The organism is Mycobacterium sp. 236(2023) (assembly GCF_029623955.1).
Lineage (GTDB): Bacteria > Actinomycetota > Actinomycetes > Mycobacteriales > Mycobacteriaceae > Mycobacterium.
This window is the reverse complement of record NZ_JARSBP010000002.1, coordinates 648,561-663,802: the sequence shown is the minus strand read 5'-3', so window position 1 is coordinate 663,802 and position 15,242 is coordinate 648,561. Positions and strand designations below refer to the sequence as shown.

11 protein-coding genes are annotated in these 15,242 nt (G+C 67.4%); 6 read left to right on the top strand and 5 right to left on the bottom strand.

Annotated elements, in window-relative coordinates; all coding sequences use genetic code 11:
- The 3 genes from P9A17_RS05745 to P9A17_RS05735 all read right to left on the bottom strand — a co-directional run bounded on the left by P9A17_RS05745 (nucleotide 1) and on the right by P9A17_RS05735 (nucleotide 5,480).
- Nucleotides 1-3,297, bottom strand: a complete 3,297-nt coding sequence (locus tag P9A17_RS05745) for an error-prone DNA polymerase (RefSeq protein WP_278037618.1) — start codon at nucleotides 3,295-3,297, stop codon at nucleotides 1-3.
- A gap of 31 nt (nucleotides 3,298-3,328) precedes the next feature.
- Complete coding sequence (locus P9A17_RS05740; protein WP_278037617.1) at nucleotides 3,329-4,501, bottom strand: diguanylate cyclase; 1,173 nt, start codon at nucleotides 4,499-4,501, stop codon at nucleotides 3,329-3,331.
- A 109-nt stretch (nucleotides 4,502-4,610) separates the two neighbouring features.
- On the bottom strand, nucleotides 4,611-5,480 hold the full coding sequence (locus tag P9A17_RS05735; RefSeq protein ID WP_278037616.1) for a MaoC/PaaZ C-terminal domain-containing protein: 870 nt from the start codon (nucleotides 5,478-5,480) through the stop codon (nucleotides 4,611-4,613).
- A gap of 69 nt (nucleotides 5,481-5,549) precedes the next feature.
- On the opposite strand from P9A17_RS05735, the gene P9A17_RS05730 reads away from it, so the two are divergent.
- Together P9A17_RS05730 and P9A17_RS05725 are read left to right on the top strand one after the other, a co-directional pair.
- Entirely contained in the window at nucleotides 5,550-7,553 is a 2,004-nt protein-coding gene (locus P9A17_RS05730; RefSeq protein ID WP_278037615.1) for an SDR family oxidoreductase, read from the top strand.
- The gene (locus tag P9A17_RS05725; protein WP_278037614.1) at nucleotides 7,550-8,590 is read left to right on the top strand and encodes a nucleoside hydrolase; all 1,041 of its coding nucleotides are present in this window, start codon (nucleotides 7,550-7,552) and stop codon (nucleotides 8,588-8,590) included. Before P9A17_RS05730 ends, P9A17_RS05725 begins: the two co-directional genes overlap by 4 nt.
- Here the strand turns inward: P9A17_RS05725 and P9A17_RS05720 are convergent.
- Both P9A17_RS05720 and P9A17_RS05715 read right to left on the bottom strand, forming a co-directional pair.
- Nucleotides 8,581-10,170: a DNA polymerase Y family protein gene (locus P9A17_RS05720; protein WP_278037613.1), complete on the bottom strand. Its 1,590-nt coding sequence runs from the start codon at nucleotides 10,168-10,170 to the stop codon at nucleotides 8,581-8,583. The two genes, P9A17_RS05725 and P9A17_RS05720, sit on opposite strands and share 10 nt — an antisense overlap.
- Before the next feature lies 1 nt (nucleotide 10,171).
- Nucleotides 10,172-10,870 carry a hypothetical protein gene (locus P9A17_RS05715; protein WP_278037612.1) on the bottom strand — a complete coding sequence of 233 codons (699 nt, stop codon included), beginning with the start codon at nucleotides 10,868-10,870 and terminating at the stop codon, nucleotides 10,172-10,174.
- A 168-nt stretch (nucleotides 10,871-11,038) separates the two neighbouring features.
- Here P9A17_RS05715 and P9A17_RS05710 point away from each other — a divergent pair, with 168 nt between their 5' ends.
- From P9A17_RS05710 to P9A17_RS05695, 4 genes are read left to right on the top strand one after another with little or no spacing between them, the layout of a single operon-like run.
- Complete coding sequence (locus P9A17_RS05710) at nucleotides 11,039-12,028, top strand: alpha/beta hydrolase (RefSeq protein WP_278037611.1); 990 nt, start codon at nucleotides 11,039-11,041, stop codon at nucleotides 12,026-12,028.
- Nucleotides 12,029-12,031: 3 nt separating this feature from the next.
- Nucleotides 12,032-12,850 carry an SDR family NAD(P)-dependent oxidoreductase gene (locus P9A17_RS05705; RefSeq protein ID WP_278037610.1) on the top strand — a complete coding sequence of 273 codons (819 nt, stop codon included), beginning with the start codon at nucleotides 12,032-12,034 and terminating at the stop codon, nucleotides 12,848-12,850.
- 11 nt (nucleotides 12,851-12,861) lie between these two features.
- Nucleotides 12,862-13,782: a ferritin-like domain-containing protein gene (locus P9A17_RS05700; protein ID WP_278037609.1), complete on the top strand. Its 921-nt coding sequence runs from the start codon at nucleotides 12,862-12,864 to the stop codon at nucleotides 13,780-13,782.
- A 2-nt stretch (nucleotides 13,783-13,784) separates the two neighbouring features.
- Complete coding sequence (locus P9A17_RS05695) at nucleotides 13,785-15,242, top strand: NAD(P)/FAD-dependent oxidoreductase (protein ID WP_278037608.1); 1,458 nt, start codon at nucleotides 13,785-13,787, stop codon at nucleotides 15,240-15,242.

The window sequence follows — 15,242 nt, the reverse complement described above, 5'->3', positions numbered from 1 at the left end:
TCACCGGAAGTCGCGGGATTTCGACGCGACCCGCATGTTGATCGGGCTCATCCGGTCGGCGACGACGGTGACGGCCCCGGTCGCGTTCTGCACGATGCCGCGGACCACCAGCGCCGACGCGGTCTGCGCCAACTTGCGGTGCCGGGCCCAAACCCCGCGGGAACACAGCACATTGACCATGCCCGTCTCGTCCTCGAGGTTCATGAACGTCACCCCCTGCGCGGTGGCCGGCCGCTGCCGGTGCGTCACCGCTCCCGCCACCAGCACCCGGGTGCCGTCGCGCACCGACAGCAGCCGATCGGCGGGCACCACCCCTATTGCGTCCAGATCGTCGCGGAGAAACTCCGTCGGATAGCGGTCCGGTGACACGCCGGTGGCCCACACATCGGCGGCGGTCAGCTCCAGTTCCGTCATCCCGGGCAGCGACGGAACGTGTGATGCCGACCCGACGCCGGGTAGCCGGTCGGGCCGTTCCGTGGCGGCGGCGCCCGCGGCCCACAGACCTTCCCGTCGCGAGATCCCGAAGCATCCCAGCGCCCCCGCGGTGGCGAGTGCCTCGGTCTGTGGCACCGACAGCTGCACCCGCCTGGTCAGATCGGTGAGAGATCCGAAGGGGCCGTGAGCTTTTCGCTCCTCGACCAGTTGCTCGGCCAGCTCGGTGCCGATGTGCCGGACGCTGCCAAGGCCGAGCCGAACGTCCAACCCCCGGTTTTCCAACGTCGCATGCGGGAGGCTGGCGTTCACGTCGGGGCCGTGGACGACGACACCGTGCCTTCGGGCATCGGCGACCAGCGTCTGCGGCGAGTAGAAACCCATCGGCTGGGCACGGAGCAGCGCCGCGCAGAACGCCGCGGGATGGTGCAGTTTGAACCATGACGAGTAGAACACCAGCGATGCGAAGCTCAGCGAATGGCTCTCCGGGAAACCGAAATTGGCGAATGCCTCCAACTTCTCGTAGATCCGTTCGGCCACTCCGCCGGTGACGCCGTGCAGTTCGGCCATCCCGTCGAAGAACCGCTGCCGCAGTCTGCGCATCTTCTCCGTCGAGCGTTTCGACCCCATCGCACGACGAAGCTGATCGGCCTCAGCGGCGGAAAAGCCGGCACAGTCGACGGCCAGTTGCATCAACTGTTCCTGGAACAGCGGAACTCCCAACGTCTTTCGCAGCGACGACTCCATCGAGGGGTGGTCGTAGGTGACCTCCTCCTGGCCGTTGCGTCGCTTGATGTAGGGATGCACGGACCCACCCTGGATCGGGCCGGGGCGGATCAGCGCGACCTCGACCACCAGGTCGTAGAAGACTCGCGGTTTGAGCCGAGGCAGGGTGGCCATCTGCGCCCGTGACTCCACCTGGAACACGCCGACGGAATCCGCGCGCTGCAACATCTCGTACACGGCAGGTTCGGACAGGTCCAGCTTCGACAGGTCGACCTCAAGATCCTTGTGTTCGGCCACCAGGTCGATGCAGTAGTGCAGCGCCGAGAGCATGCCGAGGCCCAGCATGTCGAACTTCACCAAACCGATTGCCGCGCAGTCGTCTTTGTCCCACTGCAGCACGCTGCGGTTCTCCATTCGCGCCCATTCGACAGGACACACGTCGGCGATCGGCCGGTCGCAGATCACCATGCCCCCGGAGTGGATCCCCATGTGCCGGGGCAGGTTGGCGATCTGCTTGGCCAGATCGATCACCGGCTCGGGGATGTCCTCGGTGTGGGTGGCGTCGGCGAGGTTGCCCCACTGACTGATCTGCTTGCTCCAAGCGTCCTGCTGCCCCTGCGAGAACCCCAGCGCGCGGGCCATGTCGCGAACCGCGCTGCGGCCGCGGTAGGTGATCACGTTGGCCACCTGTGCGGCGTACTCACGCCCGTACGTCTTGTAGACATATTGAATCGCGTTCTCGCGCAAGTCGGATTCGATGTCGATGTCTATGTCGGGTGGACCGTCGCGGGCCGGCGACAGGAAGCGTTCGAACAACAGCTCGTTGGCGATCGGGTCGACGTTGGTGACCTTGAGCGCGTAACAGACCGCCGAGTTGGCCGCCGACCCTCTGCCCTGCGACAGGATGTCGTTCTCCCGGCAGAACCGGGTGATGTCGTGCACCACCAGGAAGTAGCCGGGAAAGTTCAGCTCCTCGATGACCCTGAGCTCGTGCTCGATCTGGGCGTAGGCGCGCGATGCCCGTTCGGGTGGCCCGTAGCGCTCCCGAGCCCCCTCCATCACCAACTGCCGCAGCCAGCTGTCCTCGGTATGCCCGGCGGGCACCTTGAACGGCGGCAACTGCGGCGCGATCAGAGCCAGCCCGAAGGCGCACTGCTCCCCCAGATCTGCGGCAGCCGTCACCACCTCGGGACTGTGGGCGAACACCCGCGCCATCTCCTCTCCCGAGCGCAGATGTGAACCACCCAGCGGCGCAAGGTAACCCGCGGCCTCGTCGACGGAATTCCTGGCCCGGATGGCCCCCATCGCCATGGCCAGGCGGCCCCGCGCGGGGGCGGCAAAATGCGCGGCGGTGGTGGCGACGACGCCGAGACCGAACCGCGGCGCGAGAGCGGCAAGCGCGGCGTTGCGTTCACTGTCGAGAGGATGCCCATGGTGGGTGAGCTCGACGGTGACCCGGTCCCGGCCGAACCGGTCGACCAGATCGGCGAGCGCCGCCTCGGCAGCCTCCGGCCCACCCGCCGAGAGCGCCTGACGGACATGGCCTTTGCGGCAGCCGGTCAGTACCTGCCAGTGCCCGCCTGCCGCCTCGGTGAGTGCGTCGTAGTCGTAGCGCAGCAGTCCCTTCTCCCCGCCTGCCAGATGCGCGGCGGCCAGCTGCCGCGACAACCGCCGGTAGCCCTCCGGCCCCCGTGCGAGCACCAGCAGATGCGGCCCTGGCGGGTCCGGAACGTCGGTGCGGGTTCCGCCCCCCAGCGACAGTTCGGCGCCGAACACCGTGGCCATGTCGAGCTCCCTGGCCGCCTCGGCGAACCGCACGACACCGTAGAGCCCGTCGTGATCGGTCAGTGCGATGGCCCGCAGATTCAGCCGGGCCGCCTCCTCGACGAGCTCTTCCGGCGTGCTGGCGCCGTCGAGGAAGCTGTAGGCCGAGTGGGCGTGCAACTCGGCATAGGGCGTACCGCCGGCCGCCCGGCCGTGAGCATGCGGGGCCTCGTACTGCCCCCGCTTGCGCGACCACGCCGGGCTGTCCCCGCCGTCACCGACCTGGGCGTCGATGGGCCAGCCGGCACGGCGCGGCTTGCCTTCCAGCACGCGCCGCATTTCGCCCCAGCTCGGCGGACCGGTATGCCAACCCACCCGGGCAGTCTATCGAACAATTGTTCGAAAATCAGGCGGTCTTGCCGGCTCCCGGCCAATCGTCGTCGGCGCCGCCGTCCCCGCCGGGGCCGTCTTCGAGGTTGGGCCGCAGAACGTAGCGGACCTGGTTACCGCCGGTCATCCTGGCCTGCTCGATGGCCTGCTTGGCGATCGCGATCAACTTGTCGAGAACCTCGTCGGGCGGTTCCGCCGCAAGTGGCGGCAGCGGGGTGACCACCACGCCGATGCTGGCCGTCAACCGCTGCGGAGTCGCGGCGATCGACCCACGGATGCGCTCGACCAGTGGCGACGCGTCAGCAGTGGTGAAGGTGTCGGCGATCAGGAAGTCGTCGTCGGCGACATGAGCGACGATCGCGTTATGCCGCACGGTCTCACGCAGCGCCTGCCCGACCGTGACCCTGGCCCGATTGCCACCCCCCGAACCGGAGAGCCCGAGCAGCAACGAGAAGCTGTCGATGTTGACAGCGAGGACGACGAGATACTGATCCGCGCTGCGACTGCGGGACGCCAGCAGCGTGGCGACGGAGTTGTAGAAGGCGTCACGGTGCAGCAGGCCGGTGAGCTGCTCGATGTCGCCGTGGTGGGCGTCCGGCTTGAGCAGTTTGATCACCGCGCGGCAGGAGATCGCGACGAAGACGTTGAGGAGCACCACGGTCACCAGCGCGCAGATCGCCACCGCGAGATCGGTTGCCATCAACCGGACGAAGAGCACGCCGAGCGCGACCGCGGCGATGGTCCACGTCAGCGTGAGCAAGCGAGTGGCGTGGAAATACACGACGAACACCGTGAGCACCACATAGGTCGCGGTGCCGAGAAACCCGATGACCGGGTTGCCGACGATCAGGGAAGAGATACACACACCGACAGATACGGCGGCGACGCAGAACAGCGACTGCACCCGCGTCGGCCAGTGATCCCGCAACCATAATGCAGCCAGTGCCAGCGAACCGACGGCGACAACCGCTGCGACGATCCGGGCGCCGACCGATTGCGGACCGAACGCGCTGGCCAACAGGCCGACCGGCAATAGTCCCAGGGCCGCAATACACAGCGCTACCAGGCGACATGCTGCTGTCTGATACCCGCGCGCGGCGAGCACAGCGGTGAACCAGTAGTACTGATCGAACTTCCACAGAGCAGGACCGATCGCGGCAGCGGACGTACTCCGCAAACCATCAAACATCCGCCCACCCCTGTCGCAAGCGTCCTAGGTCCAGATCACAACCGCCGCGCATCGCGAAGGCTACCAGTACAGCAAATAATTGCCCAGCTTCGATATTTGCTGGGCGACCCTATTGTGCGGCGTATTCGACCTCGCCGTCTTCCAGGACCAGGCGGGGATTGGATCCGTCGGTGTCGGACGCCTCGGTGCGGAAAACCGCCCGGCCCGATTCTAGGCGCCATATCGAGGTCGTCAGCACATCTCCGGGGAATACGGGAGACGTGAAACGCGCCGCGATCGCGGTGACCTTGGAGGCGTCCCCGCCGCCGAGTTCGGCGACCAGTGCCCGCCCGGCGACGCCGTACGTGCACAACCCATGCAGGATCGGCTTCGGGAAACCGGCGAGCTGAGCAAACCACGGATCGCTGTGCAGCGGGTTGCGGTCACCGGACAGTCGGTAGATCAGCGCCTGGTCTTCCCGGGTGGGCAGCGGGACGCGGGCGTCGGGTTCGCGGTCGGGAATCTCCGGCGCCGGTGGGCGCTGGCCGGGCTGACCGCCGAATCCGCCCTCCCCGCGGATGACGAGGGTGGTCAGCGACTCGGCGACGGCTTCCCCGGAATCGGGATCGCTGCCGGTCGCCCTGAGCATGACGACGGCGTTCTTGCCTTCACCTTTGTCCTGGATGTCGGCGACCTCGCAGACCACGCTGAGCTTGCCTGCGGGCGGTAGCGGGGAGAAGACCCGGATGCTCTGCGACCCGTGCAGCAGCCGGCTGAAGTCGAACGATCCGATCTTCGTCGCCGCGGCGAACGGCGAGCACGCGATGACGGCGTAGGTCGGCAGGACCTGCTGGGCAACCTCGTGACTGTTCTCGGTGGTGAACGCGAGATCGTCGGTGCCTGCGCCGACGCCGAGCGCGTACAGCAACGTGTCGCGGTCGCCCCAGCTGAACGTCTGCGCCGGTGTGGTCTCGCCGATGGCATTGGGATCGATGGGCATGGGCCGACAGTAACCACATTGCCGCCGCCGTCGTTGACACCCGGCCAGGAGCGGGTGAACATGTCTCGCATGCGCTATGTCGTTACCGGCGGTACCGGGTTTATCGGCGCCCGATTGGTCACCCGACTCCTCTCCCTCCCCGACACCGCGGCGGTGCACGTGCTGGTGCGCCGACAGTCGCTCGGCCGCTTCGAGCGGCTCGCGCAGCGCTGGGACGATCGGGCGCTGCCGCTGGTCGGAGATCTCACCGAAGCCGATCTGGGGCTCACCGATTCGACGCTCGCGGAGCTCGGTTCGGTCGACCACATCGTGCATTGCGCGGCGATCTACGACATCACCGCCGCCGAGGACCGGCAGCGCGCCGCCAACGTCGACGGCACCAAGGCCGTCATCGCCCTCGCCCGACGGCTCGACGCGACCCTGCACCACATGTCGTCGATCGCCGTCGCGGGCACCTACCGCGGGGTCTTCACCGAAGACGACTTCGACGTCGCCCAGAGCCTTCCGACGCCGTATCACCAGACCAAGTTCGAGGCCGAGCTGCTGGTGCGTTCGGCCGATCGGCTCCGGTACCGGATCTACCGACCCGCGGTCGTCGTCGGGGACTCGCGCACCGGTGAGATCGACAAGATCGACGGGCCCTACTACTTCTTCCCCATCCTGTCGGCACTCGCCGCCCTTCCCCGGTTCACGCCGATGGTGCTGCCCGACAGCGGACGCACCAACATCGTGCCGGTCGACTATGTCGTTGAAGCTGTCGTCGCCTTGATGCACCTCGACGGGCGCGACGGGCAGACGTTCCACCTGACGGCTCCGAAGACCACCGGGCTGCGCAGCATCTACCGCGGCGTCGCACCAGCTGCCGGCCTGCCACCGCTGGTCGGGTCACTTCCCCGCGCGACCGCCGCACCGCTGCTGCAGGTAACAGGACGCGCGAAAATTCTGCGCAACATGGCCGCGACGCAACTGGGCATTCCCGGCGAGATCCTCGACGTGGTGGAACTGGCGCCGACGTTCACCTCCGAGCGCACCGACGAGGCGCTCCGCGGCACCGGGATCAGCGTGCCGGAGTTCGCGTCGTACGCCCCGCAACTGTGGCGCTACTGGGCCGAACATCTCGACCCGAACCGCGCGCGGCGGAACGATCCGGCCGGACCGCTCGTCGGCAAGCACGTGGTCATCACCGGTGCGTCCAGCGGTATCGGCCGCGCCTCGGCGGTCGCTGTAGCCGCACACGGAGCGACGGTGTTCGCGCTGGCCCGCAACGCCACCGCACTCGACGACCTCGTCGACGAGATCCGCGGGTCGGGCGGTGATGCGCACGCATTCACCTGTGACGTCACCGATTCGGCAGCTGTCGAGCACACGATCAAGGACATCCTCGGCCGCTTCGGCCACGTCGACTATCTGGTCAACAATGCGGGACGCTCGATCCGGCGTTCCGTGGCCGCCTCCACCGACCGGTTGCACGACTACGAGCGGGTGATGGCAGTCAACTACTTCGGCCCGGTGCGGATGGTGCTGGCACTGTTGCCGCACTGGCGGGAACGAAAGTTCGGGCATGTCGTCAACGTCTCCAGCGCCGGGGTGCAGGCCGCCAGCCCGAAGTACAGCGCCTACGTCCCCAGCAAGGCCGCGCTGGACGCGTTCTCGGAAGTCGTTGGCACCGAGACACTCTCGGATCACATCACGTTCACCAACATCCACATGCCGCTGGTCGAGACGCCGATGATCGCGCCGTCGCGTAGGCTCAACCCGATGCCACCGATCACCGCCGAACACGCCGCCGCGATGGTGGTCCGCGGGCTCGTCGAAAAGCCCGCGCGGATCGACACCCCCGTCGGCACCCTGGCCGACCTCGGGATGTACTTCACTCCGAGGTTGTCGCGGCGGGTACTGCATCAGGTGTATCTCGGCTACCCGGATTCCGCTGCGGCACGCGGCATTACGCGCGACGAGCCGGAAGCGGTAGCCGTCAGACGGCCGGAGCCGCCCGCCCGGCCCAAGCCGTCGTTGCGTGTCCCCGGCCCGGTCAAGCGCGCCGTGCGGCTGGTGCCCGGCGTGCACTGGTGAGCGGAGTGCGACACCCCGTCTTCCTCGATGTCGACACCGGCGTCGACGACGCGATGGCCCTGGTGTATCTGTTCGGCAGCCCGGAGGCCGACCTGGTCGGTATCGCCTCGACCGCGGGAAACGTTGGCGTGCACGATGTCTGCCGCAACAACCTGGCGTTGTTGGAGTTGTGCGGGATCGCCGGCGTTCCGGTGTCCCAAGGCTCGGAAACGCCGCTGGTGGCACCATTGCGCACCGCCGAGGACACCCACGGGCCTCAGGGCCTCGGGTACGCGCAGTTGCCCGCACCCACCACGGAGCTCACCGACTTCGACGCCGCCGAAGCATGGGTGCGCGCCGCGCGCGCCCATTCCGGTGAATTGATCGGCATCGCGACGGGACCGCTGACCAACCTGGCGCTGGCGCTGCGCTCCGAACCTGCGCTGCCGCACATGCTGAAGCGGCTTGTCATCATGGGTGGCGCATTCGACTACCGCGGCAATACGACGCCGGTGGCCGAGTGGAATGTCAGCGTCGACCCGGAATCGGCCGCCGAGGTTTTCGCGGCATGGCACCACGCAGACGTCGAGAACCTGCCGATCGTGTTGGGGCTCAACCTCACCGAGCACGCCGCGATGACACCAGAACTGCTGAGCCAGCTGGCCGTCGCAGCCGGAGCGCCGTCGTCACCGATGTCGGTGCTCGACCCACGCGGAACGCGGTCGACCGCTGCCAACCCGCTGATCCGGGTGCTCGAGGACGCGATGCGCTTCTACTTCGAGTTCCATCACGACCAAGGCGAAGGCTATCTGGCGCATCTGCACGATCCGCTGGCGGCCGCGGTCGCGCTCGACACCGCACTGGTCCGGTACCGTCCCGCGGCAGTCGATGTCGAGCTGACCGGCACCCTCACGCGCGGCATGACGATCGCCGACTGGAGCAGGCACTGGGGGCGGGAACCCAACGCGCTCATCGGTGTCGAGGTCGACCCCGCCGAGTTCTTCGACCGTTTCATCGCACGCGTCGGTGCATTCGCGGCGCAGCTCGGTCACTCGTAGACGCCTTCCAGATACCACCTCCTCTGCCGGTAACACAGCAACAGCGCGTGCGTCTCGTCGAGCAGCACCTGCGCTCGTGCTGTCCTGCCGCTCCTCGCGTGCGCAGAATCTGTTTCGCTCCTCGCGTGCGCAGAATCCCACCACCTCTCGTCGACCGGCCACGGCCCCGCCCACCACGACAACCGGCCGGACCTCCCCGGTGCGTGCAGCCGGAACGGATCGGCGGAGAACAACCCGCGGCTGGTGACCCGCACCAGATCTCCTTCGGCGTCGAAGAGTTCGACCGGGTCGTCGAGCAGAACGGTCGGTGACGGCTCCGGCAGCCGTCCCGGCCACGGCTGGTTCGGATCAGACTGTGGCGCAAGCTCATCCCCCAGGGGAATGAACGTGATGCGTTCGGCGGGACCGCGGCCGCCGCTGAGCACCGGAACCCTGACCGCGTCGGGACCCAGCAGGCCCTGCACCCGCACCAGCGCCCGCCGCGCGCGCAGCCTGTCCTCTTCGCCCACCCCACCCCACAGCGGTAGCTGCAACGCCTCGGCGGACACCACCTCCACCGGGCGCAGACGCAGCACCGTGATCGGCGCAGACGGACGGTCGCCGGCATTCCGCCGGTTCAGCCACCCATCCAGCTGCCAGCGCACCCGGTCGGCCGTCGCGTCCTCGGTCAGCGGCTCGGCACACCGCCAAACCCGTTCCAGCTCTTGACCGTTGGCAGTCACGGCGTGGATGGCCAACCGGGTACATCCCACGCCCGCCGCCTCAAGGCTTCGGTGCAGCACGCTGGCCAGCGACCGCCCCGCGAAGGCCGCGGCATCGACCCTGTCGACCGGCGGATCGCAGTTCATCACCGCGTCGAGTTCGGCTTCGGGCTCCCTCCCCGACGGGCCGCGGGTGGGCTCCCCACGCGCCACCTGGTGCGCAGCGACGGCGTCGGCCCCGAACCGGGAGGCCACATCACTGCGGGACAGCTCAGCGAACTGGCCTACCTTGCGAATCCCCATGCGCCACAACAGGTCGACCAGATCTTCCCGGGTGGCCGGGGCGAGGCTCGGTTCGGTGGCCAGCTGCCGGATGGACAACTCCGACAGGAAGGGCGCGTCCCCACCGGCATCAACGATCCGACCTGCCCTGGCCGCGAAGACCGCCGTGGGCAGCTGATCGGCCACACCGATCTGGCATTCGGCCCCGGCCGCCGCCACCGCGTCGATCAGCCGTTCAGCCGCGGCCTGCTCGGAGCCGAAGTACCGGGCGGCACCGCGGACCGACAGCGCCAGCAGCCCGGGTCGCAGCACCTCGGCGCGCGGCACGAGTTCGTCCACGGCGAGCGTGACGTTCTCGAAATGCCGGGCGTCGCGGGCCGGATCGGCGGCGACGACGTGCAATTCAGGGCAGCGGGCCTGCGACTCCCGACGCCGCAACCCCCGTCGCACGCCCACGGCCCTGGCCGCTGCCGAACACGCGATGACCCGGTTGGCCAGAGTCACCGCGACCGGAACGGTCGGCGACAGCTCGGCCGCCGTCGCGGCGGCGACGGCGGGCCAGTCCATGCACCAGAGCGCCAGAACTCTGCCCGCCATCTCATCCGCCCACGGCGCGTGCCGGGCGACCGACGGAACGCCCCCTGGCGCGCATGGCCAGCCGCACCCTGCTGATCCGCCCGCACCCAGGGGTGGGAACCCCGTCGCGACCGCCCGCGATGTCGTATCCGCTGACGTGGGCGTCCAACCGTGCGGAAGCGCCCTGCCAGTCCCCATCAGTGACGAGCAGCGTGCATCCTCGCTGCCGGGCGCGAGCCACCACCGCCCTGGCCCTGGTCGAGGTCACCGTGCGGCCGCCGAGACCGAGGACAACCAAGTCCATTCCGTCCATCAGGACGGCGGCCACCTCGACCGGATCGGCCCCTGGTTCCGGGATCACCGCGATCCTGCTCAGGTCGGCGCCCATTTCTGCCGCGGCCAACAGCCCGACGTCGGGTTGGCCGATGATCGCGACGTGCCCGCCGGCGGCCGTCACCGCCGCCACCATGCTCAGCTGCAGCGAACGAGCCCCGGAAAGGACTGCCACAGTTCCGCGCGGCAACGAATCGGGAAGCACTTCAGTCAGGGATTCCGGCACCGGCAGCAAAGAATCCGGAGTGCTCGACAGCTCCGGAACAGGGGCAACGGCGCGTCGGCTACCACCCACCTTGCTGGACACCGACGCAATCTGCTTGCGCAGCTGTTCTACCTGCTCAGCGCGCGTGACAGAGCACTGACTCAGGCTTTTTGGCGTTGCCACAGCAGCACCTTTCGCCCCATCCGACACTTCCGTTTTTCGAAACTTTGTTCGATGCCGCCAGTAAACACCCACCCACCGACAAGCGTCAACAGAACGGACCCTGGTCAACGCTGACACCACCAAATAGTGACATTGACAAATGTCATCATTCGGGGTTGTATCCGACACGTGCTCAACGAAGAGACCGGCGAACTTCCGCGCGGATCGTGGCGCTCCCGCAGCGCCGCATTCGTCAGCAGCCTCACCCTGCGACAGATCAGCACCGTGCTCCCACCCGATCAGGCCTGGGGGTTGTGGGCCTCCCGGCAGATCGTCGCCGGGATCATGGACACCTTCGGGCCCTCACTCGCCGGGACCAAGGCCGTCCGGGTCGACACCACCACTCACGACGATCGCCGCGTCGTCGGCGAATGGGTGTGGGGCGCAGGCGTGCCCCGCGGCACCACCACCCAGGCGATCTACTTCGTCCACGGCAGCGGCTACGCCCTGTGCTCCCCCCGCACACACCGCCGGCTCACCGCATGGCTATCCCAGCTGACGGGACTTCCCGTCTTCAGCATCGACTACCGGTTGGCTCCGCGGCACCGGTTTCCCACTGCCGCAGACGATGTCCGCAACGGCTGGGACTGGCTCACCGAAAGGTGCGGCATCGCCCCTGACCAGATCGTGGTCGCCGGAGACTCGGCGGGCGGACACCTCGCCGTCGATCTCCTGCTGCAACCCGACGTGCGTCATCCCGCAGGCCTGGTGCTGATGTCCCCGCTTGTGGACCTCACGTTCGGCCTTGCCCGGTCACGCGAACAGCACCGCCCAGACCCCGCGATCCGGTCCCGAGACGCGGCGCGCCTCGTCGAGTTGTACTGCACAGGAACCGAATCCGGCCACCCCCGGCTGCGTCTGGAAGTGGCGGCAGGACGCCAGTTGCCTGCGACGCTGATCCAGGCCGGCGGCGCAGAGATGCTCGCGGCCGACGCGATCGCCCTCGCCGAGGATCTCCGCACGGCAGGTGCGCAGTGTGATCTGCAGATCTGGCCCGACCAGGTGCACGTTTTCCAGGCGTTACCGCGGCTCACCCCGGAGGCAATGCCCGCGATGCGCGCGATCTCTTCGTTCATCGCCGACGCGTTGTCCGACAACACCATCGAACAGGCGGGCTGAGCCATGTGGCCGTTCGGAACCAAGCGCACCCATCAGGCAGACGCGGTGATCACCGGTGCGGGCAGCGGCATCGGCGCCGCGTTCGCCAAAGAGCTCGCCCACCGTGGCGGGAGGGTGGTGTGCAGTGACATCGACCTCGACGCGGCGAAGGCCACTGCCCACGAGATCGGCGAGAAGGCCCTGCCGCTGCGCTGCGACGTATCCGACGTCGACGAGGTGTATCTCCTTGCCCGCGATGCGCAGTCGTGGTTCGGCGGCCCACCGACGCTGGTGATCAACAACGCGGGAGTCGGAGCGGGCGGAGCGATGATCGGCGACTCCGATCTCGCCGACTGGCAATGGGTGCTCGACATCAACCTCTGGGGTCCGATCCACGGCTGCCATGTCTTCGCCCCGATCCTGCGGGAAGCCGGTCGTCCCGCCGGAATCATCAACGTCGCCTCCGCGGCCGCATTCGGCGCCGCCCCCGGTATGGCTGCCTATAACGTCAGCAAGGCGGGCACACTGTCGCTGTCGGAGACGCTGGCCGCCGAGCTCGCAGGCACCGGCATCAACGTCACCGCGCTGTGTCCGACGTTCGTCAAGACGAACATTGTGAGCTCTGGCCGTATCCCCTCGGAGACAACACAACTGGCCGACAGGCTGATGCGGATCACCGGCTTCTCCCCCGAACGCGTCGCCCGCACCTGCCTGGACACCCTCGACCGCGGCGGTCTCTACTGCATGCCGCAGCCCGAAGCCCGGATCGGATGGGGCATCAAACGTTTCACCCCGACGGTGTACACCCGCGCCGCCGGACTGGCCACCCGAGTCACCACGTAGGAGGATCGAAGATGGCGATCGACATGGATGTGATGCTGGCGAAGATCAAGGACCGGCAGTGGGCCCTGGCCGACATCGACTGGGCAGCTCCGGGTGCTGAGAAGATCACCGACGAGCAACGGCCGAAACTGAAGGCATTCATGGCCGATCTGTGCTGGATCGAGAACATCGGTGCGCGCGGTTTCGCGGCGCTGGCCAAGAAAGCACCCACCCCGACGATCGCCGAGATCTACCGCTACTTCCACGCCGAGGAGCAGCGCCACGCGAATGCCGAACTGGCGCTGATGAAGCGGTGGGGAATGCTCGACGATGGAGAGATGCCCGAGCCCAACGTCAACATCAGGATGGCGATGGACTGGCTGGACACCTACGCCGACGACATGTCGCTGTCGATCCTGGGCACCGTCATCCCGATGCTCGAGGTCGCGCTCGACGGTGCGCTGCTGAAGTTCCTGCTCGAAGAGGTCGACGACCCGGTCTGCCACCAGGTGTTCGAGAAGATCAACAACGACGAATCCCGGCACATCGCCGTCGATTTCGAGGTGCTGAACATGATCGGCCACGCCGACCTCCGGCGACTGGCCATCGAGTTCGTCGGCAACGTCGCCACCCCAGGCTTGATCATCGGGGCGATCATGTACGTCCCGCTGCTCAACCGCATCCGCAACGAGATCGTCGGTATGGGGCTGGAACCCGACCGGCTCTACAACGCGGTCAAGCGCTTCCAAACTCTCGGCGAGCGAGGCGAATTCACCCACCGGGTGCCCACCTACCAGGTGCTCAAGCGGCACGCCTCGGCGGTGGTCAACCCGCGCCATCCCTACCATCTGCTGGCCAATTCGATGGTGTGGGTGTCCGAGCTCTACCCCAGGAGGCTGCTGAAGCCGATACCGAGCTGGTTCAAGGAACTGACCCACGAGCCGGCGGCCTGACCATGACCGTTCACGACACGCTTGTCATCGGTGCCGGGTTCACCGGGCTGGGCACCGCCATCAAGCTCAAACAGGCCGGCGTCGACGACATCGTCATCGTCGAACGCGGCGACGGCGTCGGTGGCACCTGGCGTGACAACACCTATCCCGGTGTCGCGTGCGACATCCCGTCGCTGCTCTACTCGTTCTCGTTCGTCAAGAACCCGTCGTGGTCGCGGGCGTACCCGTCGGGCACCGAGATCTGTGACCACATCGAGGCCATGACCGACCAGCACGGTCTCCGGCCGTTGATCAGGTTCAACACCGAGATCACCGGTCTGAGCTTCGACGAACAGACCGGAGTGTGGACCGCCACCACGAAGCAGCGCAAGCGTTTTCAAGCGCGCACGGTGGTCCTTGCCTCGGGCCCGCTGGCCGACCACAAGTTCCCGGAGATCCGTGGCATCGACACCTACGAGGGGCACAAGATCCACAGTGCATCGTGGGACCACGACTACGACTTCACCGGGAAGCGCGTCGCCGTCATCGGAACCGGCGCCACCGCCGTACAGATCATCCCCGAGCTCGTCAAGACCGCGCAGTTCGTCAAGGTGTTCCAGCGCACCCCCGGCTGGGTGCTGCCGCGGCTCGACGTTCCGATGCCGTCCGCAGTCCAGTCGCTGTTCGCCAAAGTTCCTGCGACACAGGAGATTGCCCGCCAGGTCCTGTACTGGGGCCACGAGGCAACCGCCACCGCACTGGTCTGGAACTCTCCACTGTCGGGCTTGGTCGCCCGGCTCGGGAAGGCGCATCTGCGGGCTCAGGTCAAGGATCCCTGGATGCGCCGCCAGCTCACCCCCGATTTCACGCCCGGCTGCAAGCGCATGCTGATGTCCAGCGACTACTACCCCGCACTGCAACGCGACAACTGCAAACTGATCGACTGGCCGATCGCCACCCTCAGCCCAGTCGGGATCCGCACCAGCGACGGCGTGGAACACCACCTGGATGCGATCGTGTTCGCCACCGGGTACGACGTCCACCTCTCGGGTCCCCCGTTCCCCATCACGGGGCTGGGAGGGCGCTCGCTGCAACAGGAATGGTCCGACCACGCCGAGGCGTACAAGAGCGCCAGCGCCCACGGCTACCCGAATCTGTTCTTCATGACGGGCCCGAACTCCGGACCCGGACACAACTCGCTGCTCGTGTATGTCGAGGGACAGATCGACTACGCCGTCACCGCCATCACCGCGATCCTCGACCAGAACCTGCGTTACCTCGACGTCCGCGCCGATGTCCAGCGACGGTACAACGACCGCATGCAGCAGCGCCTGACCAAGACGACGTGGATGTCGGGCTGCAACAGCTGGTATCTGACGGCCGACGGATTCAACGCCTCGATGTATCCGGGTTTCGCGACGCAGTATCTTCGACAGATGCGCACGATCCAGTTCGAGGACTACGTCACCTCGACGGCCTGA